We start from the raw sequence: 21,466 nt of genomic DNA, 5'->3' as shown, positions 1-21,466 counted from the left end.
AAGTACGTCCAGTACATGGGCGATCCTCCGCCTTGCGATGCACGGCACCAGACGCCGCGGGCTTATCCGCGAAGATCGACCGGACAGGACCTAGCCGGCGGGTTCCTCCGGGACCTCCCCCACCTGGTACTTGGCCTCCGCCAGGAGCACCTCGGTCACCCGTACGCCTGTGAGGCGCTCTGTCAGCGCGAGGACCGCTGCCTTCGTATCGACGTCAGTATCTTCGTCCCCCGATGGGTCGAGGCCAACCTCTGTCATCACGGCGTTCAGCTCATCGGGAGTACTGCCGGTCCTGTCCGCGGGCCCCTCGAACGTGGTCCGCAACTCGCCATCTTCATACCAGTGGAAGAAGTCCATGGGCTTCCCCCCGTTGCTCGAATGCGAGACAGCACGCGTCCCGGCGGAGAGTGCCTCCATGAGACGCGGGCGCGTGCCCAGATCGCCTCCGAACTCCATAGCGAGAGTCCAGTCCCCTCCCTCGCCCCGGACGGTGAACGCTCCCGCAAGGAAGCCCTCGGGCCACTCTTCGTACCCGTCCAAGTACTCCCGCTGCTCCTCGATGAGCGCGTCGAGCCCCTCACACACACCTCGCGGCTCGGCCCCCACGATCCGGAACAACTCCGAAGGCGAGACCCCTCGCACCAGCGTCAGTGTGTACCCAACCTCCAGTCCATAGGCGAACAGCGAGGACGAGGAACGTATCCAGCCGTAATCGGCTGCGGTGGCGGAAGTCATGCGGCGCATCCTGCCAGCGCCCACTGACAGCGGGGTGCGCTGCCCGGTCCGGCGACCGGGCAAGGGCCGGCAGGAGCTTCTGCCATAGCACGGACTCGTGTGTCTCCGACTCCCGTACCCCAGGTTTACGCATCCGCTCTGAACGGGAATTTCGCTCAACCTGTCGGATCCTGACGCCAGTTGGTCAATAAATTTCGGCTCTCTGTCTTGCTCATGGCCTTCCATGTCCCTACGTTGAGTGGCGTTCGCACCACGCGCGCCGGGACGTAGGGACACGGACCGGACCGAGCCGATTGCGAGGAACCCCATGGACGTTTCCCGACGGACCGTCATCGCGTCCGTACTGGCAGGTGCCGGAGTGGCCGCGGGCCTGGGGGCCCAGGCCCAGAGCGCACAGGCGGCGGCCTCCCCGCCGGGAGATGTTGTCGGCAAGATCACCGTCGGCTACCAGGGCTGGTTCGCCTGCTCAGGTGACGGCGCGCCCATCAATGGCTGGTGGCACTGGTCCCAGAACTGGGGCCAGTCGCCTTCCCCGACCAATACCGCGATCGTGAGCTGGCCCGACGTACGCGACTACACCAGCACCTACCGGACCGCCTATCCGGCGCTCGGCAGCGGTCAGCCGGCCTCGCTGTTCTCCTCGTACGACCAGCAGACCGTCGACACCCACTTCTCGTGGATGCAGCAGTACGGCATGGACACCGCCGCCCTCCAGCGCTTCAACCCCAACGGTGGCGAGGGCGCGACGAGGGACGCCATGGCGGCGAAGGTGCGCAGCGCCGCCGAGAGGTACGGGCGGAAGTTCTACATCATGTACGACGCCACCGGCTGGACGAATATGCAGCCGGAGATGAAGGCCGACTGGCTTGAGAAGATGAAGGCGTACACGGCGTCGCCCGCCTATGCCCGGCAGAACGGCAAGCCGGTGGTGGGTATCTGGGGTTTCGGCTTCAACGAGCCCAACAAGACCTGGTCGGCGCCGGTCTGTCTCGATGTCGTCAACTGGTTCAAGGCGCAGGGCTGTTATGTGATGGGCGGGGTGCCCACCCACTGGCGGAGCGGCAACGAGGACTCACGGGCCGGGTACCTGGACGTGTACCACGCCTTCGACATGCTCTCGCCCTGGATGGTCGGCCGGATCGGGAACATCGCGGGCGCCGACAACTTCTATACCAACGTCAACTCACCCGACCAGGCACACTGCGACGCCCATGGCATCGACTACCAGCCCTGTGTCCTTCCCGGTGATCTCCAGTCGGGGCACCGCGCGCACGGCGATTTCATGTGGCGGCAGTTCTACAACATGTGCCGGCTCGGGGTCGCGGGGATCTATATCTCCATGTTCGACGAGTTCAACGAGGGCAACCAGATCGCGAAGACCGCCGAGAACTCCTCGCAGATCCCGGTGGGTTCGGGTATTCGGGCCCTGGACGAGGACGGTACGGCCTGCTCGTCGGACTACTATCTGCGGCTCACCGGGGACGGCGGGCGGATGCTGAAGGGCGAACTGGCACTGACCCCGGTCCGCCCCACTCCGCCGGGCGGCACGACGCCGCCGCCGACCGGGGACCTGGCACTGCGCAGGCCCGCGAGCGCGAGCAGCCAGACGCAGAACTACGCCCCCGGCAACGCCGTCGACGGTGACGGCAACAGCTACTGGGAGAGCGCCAACAACTCCTTCCCGCAGTGGATCCAGGTCGACCTCGGCTCGGTCGGCCCGGTGAAGCGCGTCGTCCTGTCGCTGCCCCCGAACCCTGCCTGGACGACCCGTACCCAGACACTGTCGGTCCTCGGCTCGACGGTGGCCGGCGGGGGCGTCATGTCCCCGTTGAGCGCCTCGGCCGCGTACGTCTTCAACCCGGCGAGCGGCAACAGCGTGACGATCCCGGTCGCCGTGGGCTCGTCGGCGCGGTTCGTACGGATCGAATTCACCGGGAACACCGGCTGGCCGGCGGGGCAGCTCGCGGGACTGAGCGTGTACGCGGACTGACGGGGCGCGCTCATCGCCATGATGCCGAGCGCTAACCGCATCGGATAGTCCTTTGCGACCGAAACGACTGCAAGGCATGAGAGGAATCCGGCGCCAAGGCCGCCGTCGTCCCACCTTCGGTGGCAGCGCGCATGCCGGCGGCGCGGACGCGGACTTCATCGCAAGCGGTCGCCTACGTTGGGGGAACAGCCCGGAGCAGCCGGTCACGTCCGCCCGTGCACGCCGACGCGTGCGACGGCGACCACCGCCATGTCGTCGTCGCGCTCGCCCCCCGCCCACCGGTTGACCGAAGCGAAGAGGGCGTCGATCAGCAGCTCCGGGGCCCCCTCCGGAGCAGGCCGCAGCTCACAGCAGGGGTCGTAGAAGATCCCGGCCGCGTTCCGGGCCTCCGTCACTCCGTCCGTGACGCACAGCAGGGTGGTGCCGGTGGGAAAGTCGCACGATTGGGGGCCGCCGGTGCCCGGCGCGAGGTCCCGCATCCCCAGTGGCGGCGTCGCCTCGCCGGTGTCCAGCCGACACAGCTCGCCGTCCCGTACGAGATAGGGCGCGGGGTGGCCGCAGCTCAGCAGCCGCAGGGTGGTGCCGCACCGGTCGATCTCGACCAGGAGCGCCGTGGCGAATGCCTCGGCGGCATCGGCGGCGTCGGCGGCGAAAGGGTCGGCGCCCTGCTGGAGAGACCGGGCGACGGCCCGGTCGAGGCGTTCGGCGAGTCCTACCAGGTCGGGCTCTGACTCGGCGCGCTCACGGAACGCGCCGATGATGATGGAGACGGCGGAGACCGCGCCGAGACCCCTGCCGCGTACGTCGGCGATGAGCAGCCGGAGACCGAAGGGCGTCTCCTGCACGGCGTAGAGGTCGCCACCGATCCGCGCCTCGGCGGACGCCGCCTCGTAACGGCACGCTACGACCATGGGGCCGACAATCGTGGGCAGCGGCGGCAACACGGCCCGCTGAAGCGTCTCGACCGTGGATCTGACCAGGGAGAACCTCGCGCTCTGGCTGTCGAGCATGCGCCGGATGGCCAGCGCGAGAGCGCCGGCGATCACCACCTCGACGATCTGTACGCCCTTGGCGAAGTCGCTGAACTGACTCAGCAGTGCGGCGACGAAGATGATCGCGACTCCGACGGTCACGATCAAAAGGGTGTAGCGGAACGTGGCGGTGATGGCAGCCACCATGCCGGCGACCGCGACGAGCGCGGAACCGATCACAATCGAGGGAGTCAGCAGTTCGAGGCCGACTGCCCCGACGAGAAGCACCGGGGCCAGCCAGGGGTACTCCTGGATGCGGGAATGCCGCTGCTCCACATCACGGGTCTTTGTCCGCCGAACCACGTCTCTCCGTTCAGCCACGACGTCACGAGGAACGACGTGTTCATGCCGCCGCTACGAAATCCGGCGAAGGGCCGCACTCCAGATCTGCGATCCTGTGGTTCCCCGGGGCGATGCCAACGTACACCGCCCCGCGGGGACAGGGCCGGTAGGCGGCCACCGGATGCCGATGGGGAGTCTCGCGGAGGCGAGCGGGCAAGCGCCGATCGCCACGCGCAAATTTCCTGATGGGCATGTCGTCGTTCGCTGACGGCTCACCAGATATGCGGGTGATCACCCGGCGGATCAGGCTACGCCGCGGACTGGTCCCAGCGCGGTTCGGTCGAACATGATGGCAGTACAGGCACAGGTCCCGGTGATCACAGAGCGTCGCAGCTCCATGATCACCAGGACCTGTGCCTGTGTCGCTGCCGGTGAACCACCACCGCGCCTATCCGCGCGACCTCTTAACGAATGCGGTCGTCGCACGTCGGGTGCGGGCCGGGTCGCGTCCCGGAGCCGGCCGGGAGCGGGGAGAGCAGCGGGGCCGGAAACTAGCCGACGAAGTAGGTCGGGTTCGGGAGCTTGTACGTCTTGTTCGCGTAACCCCCGTCGAGGTCGGAGTACTGGTCGCCGAAGTTGGCGATGATGTCGTATCCGAGGGACTCGATGTGCTTGCGAGTGCCGGACTTGTACTGCACGGTCGTGCACTTCCAGGCGCCCGAGGTGGCGCAGTCCTTCAGGTAGGACGGCGGGTTGGCCGTGTCCTTGAGGAACATGTGGTTGGCGTCGAGGTTGATGTCGACACCGATCTTCTTCAGGTTCTCGACCGCGGAGGAGCGCTGCGCCTCCGTCAGTCCCGAATTGTAGAAGACCTCGACGCCCTTGGCCTTGGCGTACTTGACCAGTTCAGGGGTGCCGAAGACGGCCGGACGGTCGGCCTGCGCCACGTACTGCGCCCAGGTCGTGGAGTTGTACGTGTAGTTGGTCTTGCGCTCGTAGTCGAAGCTGAGCAGCAGCGTGTCGTCGATGTCGAAGACGACTGCGGGCTTGGCGTGCTTCTGCTTCGCCGTGTGCGCGGTCTTGTCGATGTACTTCTTGGCGTCGGCCTCGATGCGGGCGAGGTCCTTGGCGTACGGGCTGTCCGGAGACGCCTGGTACACGCCGTTCGCGTCCGGCTTCGCGCCGTAGTACGTGTCGATCTGCTGGACCAGGAGTCCGATGTTCTGGGGCTCCGGCGTGGAGTGCGCGGAGGTCTGTCCGGCGCTGGCCACGCCGGTGCCGTACAGGGCGGCACCCGCGACGGCGACGGCGGCGACACCGGTCGCGGCCAGGGCCGCGACGCGCTTCTTCTTGTGCTTGGGCTTGTGCATGACTGGCTTTCTACGCGCGTCATCCGGACATCGGCAGACCTTTTTCCCTATCGGCACTTAAACAGGCGATGAACGCCCGGAATGCTCCCCTCCGCTTTAGCTCTCCGGTACGGCGGTGGGCATGAGAGAGGGAAGCAGGGTCCGTAGACGGCCTTGGTACCGGACTTGAGCCGGCCTGGGGAGCGGTTTCGGCGTTGCCGCCCGACCCCTCGTCATGTTTTTCGCGGTCCTGCAAGAGGACCGCGAAACGGGGGCGGGAGCGCCGGGGCGGACAGGTGATGGCATCACGTCTGGTTCGCCGTGGCGTGCATGGTGCCGAGCAGGCTGAGGGCCTCGGCACTGGGGCTCCCGGGTTCGGCATGGTAGATGATCAGCTGCTGGCCGGGAGCGTCCCGCACGTCGAACGCGTGGTACGTGAGGGTCACGGTGCCGACGTCCGGGTGGCGGAAGTGCTTGTTCTCCCGGGTCTTGCCGCGCACCATGTGGGTGTTCCACAGCCGGACGAAGTCCAAGCTCTGAGCGCTGAGTTCGGCTACGAGTTCACGTAGCCGCGGGCTGCCCGGATCGATGCCGTACGTCTGGCGCAGATGGCCCACCACCGTCTCGGCCGTCTGGTCCCACCGGGGGTGGAACGGCCGCCCCGCCGGGGCGAGGAAAACCATGCGGGCCAGGTTGTCCATCGGATCGAAAGGGGAGTACAACGCCTCGGCCAAGGCGTTGGCGGCCAGAATGTCCAGGCTCGGTCCGATGACGAATGCCGGAGTGCCCGGGTAGCCGTCCAGCAGGACGCGCAGTGCGGGATCGACCCGGTCGGTGGTGGCGATGGGCCGCTGGAACGGAGCGGTTCCGGCCAGCTGGTGCAGGTGGGCCCGGGCGTCGGCGTCCAGCCGCAGCGCGCGGGCGAGCGCGTCCACCACCGACGCGGACGGATGGCGTTCGCGGCCCTGTTCCAGGCGCGTGTAGTAGTCCGCGTTGACCCCCGCCAATACGGCCACCTCCTCGCGGCGGAGCCCGGCCACCCTCCGGACGCCTTGGCTCGGCATCCCGACCTCCTCCGGCCGCACGGCGGCCCGCCGTGCCCGCAGGAACTCCCCCAGCTGGTTGTCGGTCATGTGTCCAGGCTAGGCCGCGGGCCCGGTGTGCTGCCTGGGTGCATCGCACCCAGGCAGCACACGGCCTGGGCCGCCGACTGCTCCCCGCCCAGACTCGGTGTCCTCCCGAGAGAAAGGTCGGTCATGGCAGACACGACAGCGAAGGTCATAGCAATCACCGGTGCGAGCAGTGGGATCGGCGAGGCGAGTGCCCGTCGGCTCGCCGCCGACGGGCACCGCCTGCTTCTGGGAGCACGGCGGACCGACCGTCTGGACCGGCTGGTCACGGAGATCACCGCCGCGGGCGGAACGGCGGTGGCCCGGCGCCTGGATGTCACCGAGGCCGCCGATGTCCGGGACTTCGTGGCAGCGGCCGGCGAGCGGTACGGCCGGGTGGACGTGATGGTCAACAACGCCGGAGTGATGCCGCTGTCGCCGCTGGAAAAGCTCAGGACGGAGGAGTGGGACCGCATGATCGACGTGAACCTGCGGGGCGTCCTGCACGGCATCGCCGCCTCGCTGCCCGTGATGCGTGCACAGGGCAGCGGGCACATCGTGAACATCGCCTCCGTCGGCGCTTATGAGGTCTCGCCCACCGCCTCCGTCTACTGTGCGACCAAGTTCGCGGTCCGGGCGATCTCCGAGGGCCTGCGGCAGGAGTCCGCCGGTGACATCCGGGTCACGCTGGTCTCGCCGGGGGTCACCGAATCCGAACTCGCGGACAGCATCGAGGATTCCGCTGCCCGGGAGGCCATGCGGACCTACCGCGCCGTGGCCCTGCCCGCGTCCGCGATCGCGGACGCCATCGCCTACGCCGTCTCCCAGCCGCCGCAGGTCGACGTCAACGAGATCGTCGTACGGCCCGCGGGAAGCGCGCAGTGACGGCGGAACCGGGAGGACCACACTCCCCCGGCCACACCACTCCCGGCCGCACCACCGCCGACGACACCACAGCCGGCGATCTGGAACGCAGAGTGCGAGCCCTGGAGGATCGGGATGCCCTGCGCGCCCTCATGATTCGCGGCTGGAGGGCACTGGACCACAAGGACTGGCAGACCTGGTCCGCCTGCTGGGCCGAGGACGCCGTGCTGGAATTCGGGCCCTGGGAGCAGATCCGGGGAAGGGAGGCGATCCGCGCGAAGGTGGAAGACGCCGAGGCGCCGTACACGAGCATGCAGCACCACATCCTCAACATGCATGTGGACGTCGCGGGAGACCGGGCGACCGGCATCGGCTACATGTGGTTCATCGCCGTCACCGCTCCCGGGAGGACCTCCGCGCCCTACTCCATGGGCGGCCCCTATGACTGGGAGTTCCGCCGGGACGGGGACAACTGGCTCCTGGTCCGGCAGCGGATCAGGGTCTGGTGGACCGAAGGCGAGGACACCCTGCGAGCCTTCGGACCACAGTGACCCAGGTTTGATCGCCGCTCCCGCGCGCTCCGCCATGACCGAGCACGCCGTTGCGGTCGGCGGGGGCGACGACGACCACAACGACCGCCGGAGCAACAGCGAGGCGGGGTCCGGGGACTTCGTCGGCCTGGAGGGCGGCGAAGTCGGCGTGGGCCTGCTCGACGGCTTCGGGGTATGCCTCGCGCTTGGCGTGTTCGGCGAGCGCCTGGTAGATGCTCGCCACCGAGGGGCTCTGTCCCTTGCGCTTGCCGGTGGGGATGATCAGGTCAGGCTGGATCTGCTCGACGGACTCACCGAGTGCCCGGCGGCGGAGCACGGTGTGGAGCATGTCGTCGGTGATGACCAGGGGCCAGCCGCCGTGCTTGCCCTTCCGGGCTGCGGTGTCGAGCCCTTCGAGCGTGGACTCGCGGATGTTCTCCCGCTCGGCCTCCGCCATCGCGGCGAAGAACGCGAACAGCGGTTTCCCCGGGCCTGTCGGGTCGTAGATGCCGGGCAGGGGCCCGGCGAGCATCTCCAGGACCAGGCCGTGGGCGGTGAGGTGGTCGGCGAGCGCAGTGAGTTCGGCGGCGTCCCGGCCGAGCCGCTTCATCTCGTACACGGTGAAGATGACCCGGCAGTGCGGGGCGTGCGCCTTGACCTCCCGCGCGGTCCGCAGCGCTTCCTCGAACTTGGGCCGTACGCGTACCCGGGTGCTGATCTTCTCGCGCGCAAAGGATCGTTTGTGCGAGCAGTCTCAGAACCAGGAAGGGCCGGCGTTGACGTAGGGGGCTTCCAGTGTGGCCGCCTCGTCGTCCGACAGTTGGAGGTCGAGGGCTTCGGCGGCCTGCTGGAGGTGGTGGGGCTTGGTTGCGCCGACGATGGGTGCGGAGACGAGCGGGTTGCGCAGGACCCAGGCCAGGGCGATCTGGGCCATGGTGCCGCCGCGTACGTGGGCGAGCTGCTGCACCGCGTTGATGACCGGCTCGTCGTGGGGGCTGTCGAAGGACTGCACGACGTGGTCGGTGGTGGAGCGGGTGCTCTGCTCGCCGACGGGCCGGGCGAGGCGGCCCTTGCCGTTGGGCGAGTACGGCACCAGTCCCACGCCCATGTCACCGCACATGGCCATGAGTTCCCGTTCGTCCTGGCGGCGCAGCAGGTTGTACTGGTTCTGCATGGACACGAAGCGGGTCCATCCGCCGAGGTCTGCGGCGTGCTGGAGCTTGGCGAACTGCCAGGCGTACATCGAGGATGCGCCGATGTAGCGGACCTTTCCGGCCTTGATGACGTCGTGGAGAGCTTCCATCGTCTCCTCGACGGGGGTGTCGGCGTCGAAGCGGTGGATCTGATAGAGGTCGATGTAGTCGGTGCCCAGCCGGCTGAGGGACGCATCGATCTGTTCGAGGATCGCCTTGCGGGACAGGCCTTCGCCGCCGGGCCCGTCGTGCATCCTGCCGTGGACCTTGGTGGCCAGGACGATGTCCTCGCGTCGGGCGTATCGGGTGAGGGCGCGGCCAGTGATCTCTTCGGAGGTGCCGGCCTGGTAGACGTTGGCGGTGTTCCCAGAAGGTGATGCCCAGTTCGACGGCCTGCCGGAAGAACGGGAGGGCGGTCTCCTCGGTCAGTACCCACGGGTGGGCGCCCGGGACGGTCGGGTCGCCGTAGCTCATGCAGCCCAGGACGATCCGGCTTACCTTCAGGCCGGTGGTGCCGAGACGGGTGTACTCCATGGTCGGGCTCCATTGAGTCGTGTGCGGTGGAGAAGGTGGTGGTTGATGGGGGACGGCTGCCGTGTCCGTGTGGCCGGGGCGGCTGGGCGTGTCAGTGGGCGGGACGAATGCGGACGGTCGTCGAGCGGGGTCCGCTGCGCAGCATCGGCTCCACGTAGGGGCTGGGGGCGTACTTGGTGCGGTAGGCGTCGTCGACCGCGTCGAGGACGCTGTCGACGGCGGGCGCGAAGGTCACCGCGTCGCGGGCCCGCGAAGATCGGCCGGACAGGACCTAGTGGGTGGTGTAGCCGCCGTCGACGGGCAGGGCGGCGCCGACGATGAAGCTGGCGGCGGGGCTGCACAGCCAGACGGCCGCGGCGGCGACTTCGTCGGCGGTGCCGAGGCGGCCGATGGGCTGCTGTTTCATGATCTCGGCCATGGCTTCGGCCTGGCCTACGAGCATGTCGGCGACCATGGGCGTCTCGATGACGCCGGGGCAGATGGCGTTGACGCGGATGCCACGGGGGGCGTATTCGACGGCGGCGCTCCTGGTCAGGCCGATCACGCCGTGCTTGGAGGCGTGGTAGGCGGCGCGCTCGGGCAGGCCGACGAGGCCGCCGAGGGAGGAGTTGTTGACGATGGCGCCGGAGCCCTGGGTGCGCATCTGGCGCAGTTCGTGCTTCTGGGCGGCCCAGATGCCGCGGAGGTTGACGGCGTTGACGCGGTCGAAGTCCTCGGCCTTCTCGTCGGCGGCGTCGGAGGGTGGGGCCTGGATGCCGGCGTTGTTGAACGCCATGTCGAGGCGGCCGTAGGTGGCCACGGCCTGGTCGACCATGGCGGCGGCCTGATCCTCGTCGGTGACGTCGCACACGACGCCGATGGCCTGGTGTCCGGCGTCGGTGAGTTCCGTGGCGGCGGCCTCGACCGCGTCCTTGTTGACGTCGGCCAGGACGACGGCTGCGCCGGCCTGGGCGAAGAGGCGGGCGGCGGCCAGGCCCATGCCGGATGCGGCGCCGGTGATCAGAGCGACCTGGCCCTCGAAGTTGTACTGCGGGTTCACGGGGGAAAGTCCAATCGTTTCGGTGTCCGGCCGTCAGCTGCTGCCGTTCCTGGTCCGGGACACGGGACCGCCGAAGCTTGATCGGTTCGGCGCGGTGCGGGTTCAGGGGCGCAGGAGGGTCTTGATGGCGCGGCGTTCGTCCATGGCCTTGTAGCCCTCGGCGGCCTGGTCCAGGGGCAGCTCCAGGTCGAAGACCTTGCCCGGGTTGATGCGGCCGGTCAGGACGAGCTGGATGAGGTGCGGCAGGTAGGCGCGGACCGGGGCGGGGCCGCCGCGCAGGGCGACGTGGGAGAAGAACAGTTCCTCGCCGTCGACCGAGACACCGTGGGGGACGCCGACGAAGCCGATATTGCCGCCGGGGCGGGTGGAGTGCAGGGCCTGCTGCATGGCGTCGGGGGTGCCCACGCATTCCAGGACGGCGTCGGCGCCGATGCCGCCGGTCAGCTCCTTGATGCGGGCGGCGCCCTGCTCGCCGCGCTCGGCGACGATGTCGGTGGCGCCGAACTCGCGGGCCAGGTTCTGGCGGGGCTCGTGCCGGGACATGGCGATGATCCGCCCGGCCCCGAGTTCCCTGGCCGCGATGACCGCGCACAAGCCGACCGCGCCGTCGCCGACGACGGCGACGGTGTCGCCGGGCTTGACCTCGGCGGCCCGGGCCGCGTACCAGCCGGTGCCCATCACGTCGGAGCAGGCCAGCAGGCTGGGGATGTGCTTCTCGCTGACCTCGCCGGGCACGGGCACGAGGGTGCCGTCGGCGAGGGGCACGCGGATGTACTCGGCCTGGGCTCCGCCGACGAACTCGCGGTGCGCACAGGACGTCTGGTAGCCGTTCTGGCAGTTGGGGCAGGTGTTGTCGGAGGCGAAGAAGGAGCCGACCACCAGCTGGCCGGGCTTGACGGCGCTCACGTCGCCGCCGGTGTCTTCGACGATGCCGATGTACTCGTGGCCGCCCGGGGTGGGGCTGGCGACGTCGTTGATCCCGCGGTAGTCCCACAGGTCGGAGCCGCACACGCAGGTGGCGACGGTGCGGATCACCGCGTCCGTCGGCTGCTGAAGGACGGGCCTGGGCCGGTCTTCGACCCGGAGGTCACGGGGGGCGTGCAGCACGGTCTGGCGCATGGTTCTTTCCGTATCTCGCGAATCAGTCAGGGGGCCGGACGGCCTCCGGCACCGGAGAAGAGCGGCGGGGTCAGCAGCTGCGGGGGCCCGCGTACTCGGCGTCGCTGACGTGCTTCAGCCAGTCGACCTCGTCGCCCTCCCACAGGGCGAGGTGTGCCATGAACCGGTCCGGGGCGGCGCCGTGCCAGTGCTCCTCGCCCGGCGGGGTCCAGATCACGTCACCGGGGTGGGCTTCGAGGACGTCGCCGCCGCGGCTCTGGATCAGGGCGATGCCCTCGACGATGTAGAGGGTCTGGCCCAGACCGTGGGAGTGCCAGGCGGTGCGTGCACCGGGGGCGAAGCGGACCATGTTCGCCCGCGCGTGGGAGGGGTCCTCGCCGCGGTAGATCACATCCGCCCAGGCGTCGCCGGTGAACATCTGTACCGGCAGCTTGATGGTCGCTGGGGGCTGCACGATTTCCATGATCGGGTTCCTTCGCGTACGTGCTGTTGCGGACGGCGGGCCGTGAGGGCGCCGCCGGGACCGCGGAGAGGGGGAAGGGGGGAGTCAGGAGCCGGTGAGGACGGTCCTGGCGACGGTCAGCGCCGACATGGCCTTGGGCCATCCGGCATAGAACGCCAGGTGGGTGATCGTCTCGATCAGCTCCTGGTCACTGACCCCGTTCTCGCGGGCCCGGCCCAGGTGGAAGGCGAGCTGTTCGGTGCTGCCACTGGTGATCAGGCTGGCCACTGTGACCAGGCTCCGCTCGCGCGGGGAAAGGTCCGGGTTCTCCCACACCTGCCCGAACAGCACGTCCTCGCTGTAGCCGGCCAGCACCGGGGCGAGGTCCCCGAACCGCTGACGCGGCCCGTCGTTCTGCTTGTCCTGCGCCATCACCGGCTCCTTTCCGTGGAATGCCCGCAGTGACAGCGGGCGGGCGTTCGGCCCCGCTGCTCCAGGGCGTGCCTCCGGAGTGCCAGGGCGGCCATCTGCTGGCCTGGTATCGATGAAACGGCAGGTCACAGGTGTGCGGAAGAACCCGTTGATACGTGTACTGGCAGGGCACCCCTCACGTTCACCGATCGTCGTAGCCTCGGCGTATGGACAACCGCAGCGAGGTCCGCGAGTTTCTCACCAGCCGCCGCGCCAGGATCAGCCCGCAGCAGGCCGGTCTGCCCGTCCACGGCCACCGCCGGGTCAAGGGACTGCGCCGTGAGGAGGTCGCGATGCTCGCCGGCGTGAGCGCCGAGTACTACGCCCGCATGGAGCGCGGCAGTCTCTCGGGCACCTCCGAGGCGGTCCTGGACTCCCTCGCCCGCGCCCTCCAGCTCGACGAGTCCGAGCGCGCCCACCTGATGGACCTCGCCCGCACCGCCAGCACCACCCGCCGCCCCGCCCGCCGCCGCACCACACCGCCCATCCGCCCCGCTCTGCAGCAGCTGCTCGACGCGATGACCGACGCGCCCGCCTTCATCCGCAACGACCGCCTCGACATCCTCGCCACCAACGCCCTGGGCAAGGCGCTCTACTGGCCCGTGTTCCAGGACCCGGCCCGTCCGGTCAACCTCGCCCGCTTCCAGTTCCTCAACCCCGGTGCCGCCGACTACATGCCCGAGGTGCAGGCCCAGCGCGCCACGGCCGCAGCCCTGTTGCGCACAGAAGCCGGCCGTAACCCCTACAGCCGTGAACTGAGCGACCTGATCGGCGAGCTGTCCACCCGCAGCGAAGACTTCCGCACCCTGTGGGCCGCGCACGACGTGCGCCTGCACCACGCCGGTCTCAAGCGCTTCCACCACCCTGCCGTCGGCGACCTCACCCTCACCTTCGAAGCCCTGCCCATTCCCACCGACCCCGGCCTGACCCTCACCGCGCTGAGCGCCGAGGCTGGTACCTCCGCCCAGGACGCCCTCACACTCCTCGCCACCTGGTACGCCACCCTCGACCGCGGCGAACGCGACACCCCCGCACCCCACACCAGCGAGCAGCACTCCTGACGATCGGACGGTCGGCGCCACCAGCTTCTCCGACACGTCGGCGAACAGTTCCGGCGGCAACTCCAGTGCCCGTACTCGCTGGAGCTTGTTCACCTCCGCCAGCAGGCTGTCCAGCCCGAGCGCGCCCGGGTCCGCCTTCAGCTCGCTGAAGAACGTGCCCCCGCCGCCCGTGCTCTCCGCGCCCGTGCCGACGTTCTCGGCGATCAAGTCGTCCAGCCGCGAGCGGGTCGCCGCCGACAGCCGGCTCACGGTGGTCGCGCAGAGCCGCTCCTCGAAGGTGTTGACCGCCTTGCCCACCAGCCGGGCGATCTGTCCCGGGGCCGACGGCTCCAGCCGGTCCTTGCGGCAGCGGGCCACCACCGCCTCCGCGAGCCGGTCCCGGTTCAGCTCCACCCCGCACAGCTCGACCGCCGGAGCAGCCGCTCCTGGTCCTCCTCCAGCAGCGTCCAGACCTCGATCAGGTCCTCCGGCTCCCATTCCTGCCGCACCCGGGCTCCCTCCGGTCGTCATGACCGGACCAACCTCCCCGAGTACCGCCCGCGACGGACCCAGAAGATCGAGACCGCTGACAGCACACGTCAGATCCGCTACAGAGAGCTACTTGTCAGTCTGCCGTAGCTTCGGGAGAACAGGGCCGTCACGGCCGTCGAACAGCCAACCAAACATCCCGGGAACCCAGAAGGTGACGCCGATCATCACGCATGACGCGGCAATGCGCCGCATCGCACCTCAGCGGCCCGCCTCCCTCAGGCGGCGAAGCACCCGGCGCTCCGCGGCTTCCACGTCAAGGCGCCCGGACGGGTCGCCTCCGCGGTCGCGCACGGCGGAACGGACGAGCGCAAGGTAGAACAGGGCTGGGGCGCACGGAGTCCAGGCATCGACGGGCTGGTCCAGCAAGAAGGAAAGAACGGAATCAGGGTCGGCGGGCGCGAAGGCGTGCGCGTCGTGCACCCACTTGTCCTCGATGCCCCGCGTCCAGCGGCGGCGCAGTGTCTCCTCGTCCAGGTCGTGGAGTTCCGCTCCGAAGAGGGCGACCCACTGGTTGTTGCGCAGGTCCAAGCCGAAACCGAGCAGTTCCAGGTCGACGCTGTCCGACTCCTGGATCGCCAGTTGCTCACGCAGAGCGCGGCGGGCCACGGCGTGCAGGCTGATCTGATCGTGGGGGCCAAGGTCGTCGTTGGCCGCCATGCCCACGTTCGCCGAGGAGTTCCAGCGTGAGCGGTTCGGGCCCGCGACCTTCGCGCTGCGGTGCGAGAACAACATCTTGCCATCTGAACCGGTGCGCACGGCTACGTGCACTCCGAAGCTGCAGAACATGAATGTCGGGGCGTCGAGCGGGTCCCTGCCCTCCAGGTACTGCTGACGCAGCGTCAGCCCGTTCGCCTGTGGGCGGTCAAGGTTGAGCGACGTGGTCATGAAGTCGTAGTAGTCCGCGTGACATAGCCTGAGCGTGACGATCGGTGACTCGTGGGTTTGGGTGCGGGAGACGACCAGTTGGTCGACGGCGAAGCGGCGCGTGTTCCAGCGGTACTGCCGGCCCGCTTTCTCTTTGCGCCACTCCGTGTCCTCGATGGCCCGCCGCCAGCCCGCAATCTCCTCTGGAAACTCGACGCCCTCAGGTGTATAGACGATGCGGACGTTGTCTTCCCTGATGGGACGGGTCCCGTCACCTTCGAAGACGTGGAAGTCGGTCTGATGGCCGAACAATGTGAACCTGTCGCGCTGCCCCAAATGGATCCCGCCGTCGTGCGCAGGCTCGCGCAGCCAGGAAGACGTGGCCCGCGACGCCGCCGGACGCATGGAATCCAGGGCCGGACGCATGGAATCCGCCGCCCCCCGCACAGCGCCGAGCAGTTGCTGTACCTGAGCCTCGTGCTGAGCCGGCGTCGTCGCCGTACGAAAGTCCACGAACAGCTGGTTCGCGATGAAGGGCGGAACCGTCGCCACGTCTCCCCAGAGAACCGGGATCACCCGCTGGCTGTTGGCTGTTGAGGCCGTCATGACCGCCGCGAACTCCTCGTTGCACCAGTCGGAAGCGATCCATCGCGGACTCACCACGGTCACCAGCGCGTCGGCCTTCGCCAACCCGTCCCGCAACCGTCCGGCCACGCTCTGCCCGGCAGCGAGTTCCCACCGGTCGAACCACACCTTCAGCCCGAGCCGTTGAAGATCCCCCGCAAGCGCGACGGGCCATTCCCCGTCCTCGTGCGCGTAGGAGACGAACACGTCATATCGCTCGGCCCCTGGCGCAAAGCCGGGGTTCGGGAAATACGGCTGCTCTCCCGTGGCGGTCGTGGCAAGTAAGACCTGCTCCTCGGCTCCGCCGTACCGTGAGGCGAGGAACTCGGACATCCCGTTCCGCACCTCGCGCAGCTCGATATAGCGCCCACTGCTGTGAGTCGCGGGGTTGTCCAGTACGTGAGCGAGCGCCTCTGTGAACCGGCTTCCCGCGGTCGTTTCGTAACTGACGGTCATGGCGAGCACCGACAGTTCTGCTCCGGCCGCCGGGTCGCCGAGGAGCTCAGAAAGGGCCTCATCGCCGGCATCTGGTTCGCGCAGACAGGTGTCGAGTAGCAGCAGCAGGTGCCCAATTCGGCTGCGCCGCAGGCCCTCAAGCACTCCTGCCAAGGGCACGGTGGTGTCCGGGATGCCGGGCACGCTGTCAGCGGCCAGCAAACACGTCCGTCCGGCCACTCTCGTGGCGTTGCCCGCGAAGTACACGACTACCACGTCGGATGGCCCGAGTTCGGCGCCGGCGGCCCATCCATACAGGCCGCGCATCACCTCGGCAGCTTGAGGATCGTCGGCCAGTTCGGGCAGCACATATTCATAGCCCAGTGCCGCGAACAGTTCGCGCACACGCCCGACGTCGCGTCGCACACCCGGAAGATCACTCAACGACGGATGCTCGTAGCGCGAGACGCCGACGGTGATGATGAAGCGGCGCCCTGCCCGGCCCGTGGCAGGCCGCACGGCGATCTGCCCGGTGGGCTCCGCCGTAGGCTTCGGTGCCGCGTCCACGGCTGTCTGCTCGCGCGGTGTCGCCGATACCACGCGCCTGCCTTGCCGTCGGCGAACCAGGTTGTGCACTTCCGCCCAGTGACGCCCACCGATCGGGAGGGTGAGCGTTCCGTCGGGGTCCGGCACAGCGGCCGTGAAACGAGCGTTGGTCGCGGGAGCGTGGCTGTCCAGGTACGCGGAGACCGCGGCGATCACCTCGTCGGCCTCATCCCGCCGGATGGTGCTCAGCAGGCGTTTCCGTACGTTCGGGACGAACTCATAGGCGTGGCTCAGCGCATCGTCGCTTCGGTCACCGCCGTGCGCCCTTCGCAGAATTCCGCTGTAGACGATCTCCGCCAGATCGGACAGCGGGCTGTCCGGCAGCATCGCGGACTGCACCGTCCGCATCACCGCGAGATTGAGCGGAGCAGCGGCGAGATACGCGGCGAGGCGGAAGACATGTGGCTGCGCTTGAGCCCGGAACTCCTCGAACGTAACGCTCCGCTCAGGCACTTCGGACCCCTCCAACGCCTCGGAGGCGGAGAGCGAGGATGCCGGCGACGCGGGTAGCAGCAGCGCGGCTCCGTCGAACGCGGCCGGTTCCGCGATCGCGTGCGCCCACGGCCCCCACCACTCCGGGGCGATCCCCAGCACGGGTACGGAGATGCCGCCGTGGTCCAGAGCTCGTGGCCGCAGCCCGTAACCGGTGTACAGCAGACTGGAATTGGGCCCGCCCGCCTCGGTGGTGCGAAAGCGTCCTGGCTCAGGCGCCAGGGCGGTCCGGTCCCATACATGCTCGGGGAGCGCCTGGAGGATTGCTGTTGGGCCAGTGGCCGCCCACTTCCGCAGCGCTCCCAGCAGTACGCCGGTACGCCAAGCCGGCGCCACGCCATCCGTGAGGACGAGGGTGACCGTACGGCCGGTCGGATCCACGGCGGAGCCCGTCGAGCGCAGCAGCTGGGACGCGGTTGGGGCACCCGCCCCGAGCCCGGGAGAGCCATCGCTCCGGGGCAGCAGATGACGCAGGCGTACGTCACGGAACGCGCCGAGCTGTTGAAAAAGCCCGCGCAGTTCGCGGGCGAGTGGCTCCCAGAAGGTGGCGCTCTCGCTGTAGAGGTCCAGGACGATCAGGACGTCGAGCCATCGGTCCGCGGCCGGCGTGAGAATCGGGATCCAGTGGTGGTGGTCAGCGATCCGGCTGACGGTGGCCTCCTCGTCAACGACCAGGCGAACCGTGGACGGAACACGTCGTTTGAGCGGGCGCAGAGCGCGCGCCAGTTCGCGGCGGCGCGGCAGCGTCGCCGATCCAGCGACACGAACCGGCGACGCCGGTTCGCCCTTCACGCCGTCATCCGGGAGGTCGTGCTCGGGCAAGTACAACCGCGTGGCCTCGGGCCCGGATCGTTCGCTGTCACCGATCTCAGAGGGCCCCGATCGGGGACTGTTCCCTTCGACGGACGGCGTTGATTGGTCCCCCGGCCGCACGATGGCCGTCCTGGCCTGCCCAGTGTCGTCGGGCAAGTGCCGGGCCAACCAGATGAGTTCGGCGACTTCGCGTGGGGTGGGCGGATCCTCCGCCGGATACACGCCGGCGAGCAGCGAGCCAAGTCGCTCGATCACGACTCCGCCGGTACCGTCACGTTGAGGTGCTGGAACGCGAGCTCGGCCAGCCGGTCGAGACTTGGCGCCCCCTCACGTGTCGTACGGCTCACCAGATAGACGGCGTTGAGGAGTTGATCGGTGGCCAGTTCGCCCGACGCGGCATGGCTGAGGAACCTGCTGATGACTTCGTCGGCGTCCTCGGCGGCTGTGGGGAGATGCGCCCGCACAATGGTCCGCAGGCGCTCGTCGTCGTCGACGGCGGGGAGATGAAGCCGGACACAGCGGCGCAGGAAGGCGGGCGGAAACTCACGCTCGCCGTTACTGGTCAGAATGACGAAGGGGAAGGTGCGGCAGCGCACTGTGCCGCGCACGACCGTGACCGGTTCGCCGTCGTCGGCTGGGCGGACCCGGACCTTGGGCTGCTTGCCGGCCACCCTGGCGAGCTCCGGAACCTCGAACATACCTTCCTCGAAGACGTCGAGGAGATCGTTGGGCAGGTCGATGTCGCTCTTGTCGATCTCGTCGATGAGGAGGACACGTGGCAGCGCGTACGGTGCCAGGGCAGTGCCCAGCGGCCCGAGCCGCACATAGCGGCCAAGGTCCGTACCGCGGGCCGCCTCCGCGGCGGGGACCGTACCACCGCCACCCCTCGCGTCGCCCCGTCGGCTCACCTCCGCGGCGTCAGCCGCGACTTCGCCGACGGCGCGGGCAACCCCGGCCTCTTCCAGGCGCGCCAGGGAGTCGTACTGGTACAGCCCATCACGCAGTCCGGTCTTGCTGTTGATGGGCCAGCGCAGCACCGTGCCCAGCTTCAATTCGCGTGCGACCGCGTACGCCAGCGTGGACTTCCCGACACCGGGGTCGCCCGTCACCAGCAGAGGTCGCCGCAGATACAGTGCCGTGTTGACCGCTTCGATGGTGCGTTCCTCGGCCTTGTACGAGTCCGCGTTCGGGAGCCGTCGGCCCCCGTGGGCCTTGGCGTTCCGGTCGAACGGCGTGACCTCCCCAGCATGCTCGAAATCCCGCCATGGTGGTGGGTCGGGCAGGTGGTCAATGCCGTCGTGCGGCTCGCGCACGCCCTGGTAGATCCGCCACTCGCTCATCTGGGGCGTCCTTCCTTGGCCGGGGCCAAAGGCCCCCGGGGGATCTGGCGTCGGGGATCGTCCCACAACAGAACGATGTGGTGGCCGAGATGGCCCTCCTGGGTTGGGGGCACCTGAGCATCGCTGCGCAACCGGCGTATTGTTTCGGGCAGTTCGTCGCGCTTCGTATCGGCCAGGACGGCGCACAACTCGGCGAAGAACTCGTTGCCGGGGCAAGCCTGACGGCCCGGCACCCCACACCGGCCGCTGTCACCGCGCTCGCAGGCTGGGCTGCTGCGCTTCCACATCATCATCGGCACACCGGAGGCAACGGCCACTTCGTAGGCCCCCGAAACGGGTGGCGACTGGGGCGAACCGGCGAGCGCGAGCGCGGCCAATCCCGGGTCGCTGTCGAACGAGGCGTCCAACGCCACCTGATGCTGATCACCCCGACCGCACACACAGACCACCATCTCGCCAACCGCCCTGCCATCCAGTTGCTGCCAGCGCTCGGCCCATGCCGCGTGCAGCGACGGCGTCTCGTGCCGCTCAAGCGGTCGAACGACCACATGCTGTTTGCGGCCCAGTGAGAACCAGGAGAATCGCGGCCAGAGCAACCGACTGGCGAAGTCTTCATCGAGTGCCTCTCTTGGGAGAATCAGCTCGATAAGACCTGGCCCGACGACCTCGCCCATGATCTCGATCTGTTCAGGCAGCAGACCGATCAGATGCTCGATCGCCTGGCTCAGGGGCAACGCGGTCGATTCCGGGACCGCCGGAACAACATCCTCCGCCGATCGGTATCGCCACACCATGACGTGGTAAAGCCGCCGGTCATGCGTGGAATGGCGGATTCTGCCGATGATCGACGGGCGGACTTCCGACGCGGGCCCGTCAGCCAGACGCCGCTGGATCTCGTCACCGAGCCCCAGTCGGCCCGCCGTGATCAACACCCGGTCGCGCAGTTGCTGCACAGCGCCCTGGTAGGCCGGCCCCGCGGTCGCGGCTTTACGGGCGAGATCGGTGGCGAAGGCGAGCTCGTAGGGAAGTTCGCCGGCCTCAGGCAACATCAGGGCGGCCAACTGGGTGAAGACGTCGCGATGGTCCAGTAGCGGATATTCCGCGGGCGGGAAGGTGCCTTCGACAGCCGCGGCAAGAAATGCGGCGACATGACTCCGCGTACCGGACGGGCGCGCAACGGATTCGGCTTCGGCGCCTGCCCGGTGGGCCGGCCGCGGGACCTCGTCCATCGGCTCGACCGGCAACCGAGAGAAACTCGCCAGCAGCTGCCGTACCTCCATAGGGTTGAGCACCACGTCGGGGCCCTCACTCGGCCCGCTTACGTCGTACGCACTGACACGGTCGGACAGTCGCACCCACTGGTCGTGCTGCCCATGAAAGGCATCGTGTGCCCGAATGAGGGTGCGGTATACCTCCGCGTCCAGCAGCCGCAACGCGCTCACAGGGGTGGCCACCCCGCCCATCGAGGTGTTCTGCAGCCGGGTGGCCTTGACGATCGCGCAGACGCCACCGGACTCGTGGCTCAACACGGGGCCACCGGACAGCCCTTTGTTCACCTCGCCGTCCACGAGCTCCAGCATCGAACCGGCCCGCGGCCCGGTGTTACCTCCGCGGGTGAGCGCGGCGGCACGCTCGGATGCCCTACCGGGCTCGAAGATGTCCGAGAAGCCGTATGCGGTCAGGCGTGTGCCGACCGAGGGAAGCATGGTGTCCAGCCAGACACACGGGTGCTTCGACGGTGCGTCGGGAAGTCGTAATACCGCCAGGTCCGGATACGGCCACAGCTCCCGCCCCCTTGCCGGGGCCGACGCGGTCAGCACGGTTCCCTCGTATTCCGTGTCGCTCCAGAAGACGGGTAACCGGGTCCCGGGCCGTGCACCGGCCACGTGGGCGCAGGTCACTACGTAGCCGGGGGCGACGAAGAAACCCGCCCCCTGCGTCACTCCGTGCACGCGGACGCGGCAGGTCCCCAGATGGTCCTGGAGGAGTGACAGTGGCGAGGGCCTGCCCAT

At 68.7% G+C, this 21,466-nt stretch carries 17 protein-coding genes and 1 pseudogene; 4 read left to right on the top strand and 14 right to left on the bottom strand.

The genetic code is table 11. The annotated features are described in order from the left end of the window. Positions 1–90 precede the first annotated feature (90 nt). On the bottom strand, positions 91–735 hold the full coding sequence (locus ABTZ59_RS34025; RefSeq protein WP_351423471.1) for a DUF6461 domain-containing protein: 645 nt from the start codon (positions 733–735) through the stop codon (positions 91–93). A gap of 307 nt (positions 736–1,042) precedes the next feature. Here ABTZ59_RS34025 and ABTZ59_RS34020 point away from each other — a divergent pair, with 307 nt between their 5' ends. Then, positions 1,043–2,725: a glycoside hydrolase family 99 protein gene (locus ABTZ59_RS34020; protein ID WP_351423468.1), complete on the top strand. Its 1,683-nt coding sequence runs from the start codon at positions 1,043–1,045 to the stop codon at positions 2,723–2,725. Between the two features lie 203 nt (positions 2,726–2,928). On the opposite strand, the gene ABTZ59_RS34015 is transcribed toward ABTZ59_RS34020, so the two are convergent. The 3 genes from ABTZ59_RS34015 to ABTZ59_RS34005 form a co-directional block, all read right to left on the bottom strand. Further along, positions 2,929–4,059: a PP2C family protein-serine/threonine phosphatase gene (locus tag ABTZ59_RS34015; protein ID WP_351423465.1), complete on the bottom strand. Its 1,131-nt coding sequence runs from the start codon at positions 4,057–4,059 to the stop codon at positions 2,929–2,931. Positions 4,060–4,589: 530 nt separating this feature from the next. After that, a complete protein-coding gene (locus ABTZ59_RS34010; RefSeq protein WP_351423460.1) occupies positions 4,590–5,408 on the bottom strand; it encodes an HAD family acid phosphatase in 819 nt (272 codons plus the stop codon). A 284-nt stretch (positions 5,409–5,692) separates the two neighbouring features. Beyond that, positions 5,693–6,520, bottom strand: coding sequence for a helix-turn-helix transcriptional regulator (locus ABTZ59_RS34005; protein WP_351423457.1), 828 nt, complete (start codon positions 6,518–6,520; stop codon positions 5,693–5,695). Positions 6,521–6,643: 123 nt separating this feature from the next. Here ABTZ59_RS34005 and ABTZ59_RS34000 point away from each other — a divergent pair, with 123 nt between their 5' ends. Continuing rightward, on the top strand, positions 6,644–7,381 hold the full coding sequence (locus ABTZ59_RS34000) for an SDR family oxidoreductase (protein ID WP_351423454.1): 738 nt from the start codon (positions 6,644–6,646) through the stop codon (positions 7,379–7,381). An 80-nt stretch (positions 7,382–7,461) separates the two neighbouring features. Then, positions 7,462–7,911: a nuclear transport factor 2 family protein gene (locus ABTZ59_RS33995; RefSeq protein WP_351423484.1), complete on the top strand. Its 450-nt coding sequence runs from the start codon at positions 7,462–7,464 to the stop codon at positions 7,909–7,911. On the opposite strand, the gene ABTZ59_RS33990 is transcribed toward ABTZ59_RS33995, so the two are convergent. The 7 genes and pseudogenes from ABTZ59_RS33990 to ABTZ59_RS33960 all read right to left on the bottom strand — a co-directional run bounded on the left by ABTZ59_RS33990 (position 7,856) and on the right by ABTZ59_RS33960 (position 12,649). Continuing rightward, positions 7,856–8,608 carry a recombinase family protein gene (locus ABTZ59_RS33990; protein ID WP_351423481.1) on the bottom strand — a complete coding sequence of 251 codons (753 nt, stop codon included), beginning with the start codon at positions 8,606–8,608 and terminating at the stop codon, positions 7,856–7,858. The genes ABTZ59_RS33995 and ABTZ59_RS33990 overlap by 56 nt on opposite strands. 36 nt (positions 8,609–8,644) lie before the next feature. Further along, positions 8,645–9,617, bottom strand: a pseudogene (locus ABTZ59_RS33985) (aldo/keto reductase). Between the two features lie 91 nt (positions 9,618–9,708). Then, positions 9,709–9,852 carry a DUF2255 family protein gene (locus ABTZ59_RS33980; RefSeq protein WP_351423449.1) on the bottom strand — a complete coding sequence of 48 codons (144 nt, stop codon included), beginning with the start codon at positions 9,850–9,852 and terminating at the stop codon, positions 9,709–9,711. A 36-nt stretch (positions 9,853–9,888) separates the two neighbouring features. After that, complete coding sequence (locus ABTZ59_RS33975) at positions 9,889–10,656, bottom strand: SDR family NAD(P)-dependent oxidoreductase (protein ID WP_351423446.1); 768 nt, start codon at positions 10,654–10,656, stop codon at positions 9,889–9,891. Positions 10,657–10,758: 102 nt separating this feature from the next. Continuing rightward, positions 10,759–11,775: a zinc-dependent alcohol dehydrogenase family protein gene (locus ABTZ59_RS33970; protein ID WP_351423441.1), complete on the bottom strand. Its 1,017-nt coding sequence runs from the start codon at positions 11,773–11,775 to the stop codon at positions 10,759–10,761. Positions 11,776–11,845: 70 nt separating this feature from the next. Beyond that, positions 11,846–12,238, bottom strand: a complete 393-nt coding sequence (locus ABTZ59_RS33965; RefSeq protein WP_351423438.1) for a (R)-mandelonitrile lyase — start codon at positions 12,236–12,238, stop codon at positions 11,846–11,848. Positions 12,239–12,322: 84 nt separating this feature from the next. After that, positions 12,323–12,649, bottom strand: coding sequence for a carboxymuconolactone decarboxylase family protein (locus ABTZ59_RS33960; RefSeq protein ID WP_351423435.1), 327 nt, complete (start codon positions 12,647–12,649; stop codon positions 12,323–12,325). A 206-nt stretch (positions 12,650–12,855) separates the two neighbouring features. On the opposite strand from ABTZ59_RS33960, the gene ABTZ59_RS33955 reads away from it, so the two are divergent. Beyond that, complete coding sequence (locus ABTZ59_RS33955; RefSeq protein WP_351423432.1) at positions 12,856–13,749, top strand: helix-turn-helix transcriptional regulator; 894 nt, start codon at positions 12,856–12,858, stop codon at positions 13,747–13,749. Positions 13,750–14,478: 729 nt separating this feature from the next. On the opposite strand, the gene ABTZ59_RS33950 is transcribed toward ABTZ59_RS33955, so the two are convergent. Genes ABTZ59_RS33950 through ABTZ59_RS33940 form a run of 3 tightly spaced genes read right to left on the bottom strand, consistent with a single transcriptional unit; the run spans position 14,479 to position 21,466 of the window. Next, positions 14,479–18,336 carry an SAV_2336 N-terminal domain-related protein gene (locus ABTZ59_RS33950; RefSeq protein ID WP_351423478.1) on the bottom strand — a complete coding sequence of 1,286 codons (3,858 nt, stop codon included), beginning with the start codon at positions 18,334–18,336 and terminating at the stop codon, positions 14,479–14,481. A gap of 29 nt (positions 18,337–18,365) precedes the next feature. Next, positions 18,366–19,454 carry an AAA family ATPase gene (locus ABTZ59_RS33945; RefSeq protein WP_351423429.1) on the bottom strand — a complete coding sequence of 363 codons (1,089 nt, stop codon included), beginning with the start codon at positions 19,452–19,454 and terminating at the stop codon, positions 18,366–18,368. Further along, positions 19,451–21,466, bottom strand: a complete 2,016-nt coding sequence (locus ABTZ59_RS33940; RefSeq protein ID WP_351423426.1) for a VMAP-C domain-containing protein — start codon at positions 21,464–21,466, stop codon at positions 19,451–19,453. Before ABTZ59_RS33940 ends, ABTZ59_RS33945 begins: the two co-directional genes overlap by 4 nt.

The sequence above is a fragment of the Streptomyces sp. NPDC094034 genome (assembly GCF_040303865.1).
Lineage (GTDB): Bacteria > Actinomycetota > Actinomycetes > Streptomycetales > Streptomycetaceae > Streptomyces.
This window is presented reverse-complemented; position numbering and strand designations above follow the sequence as displayed.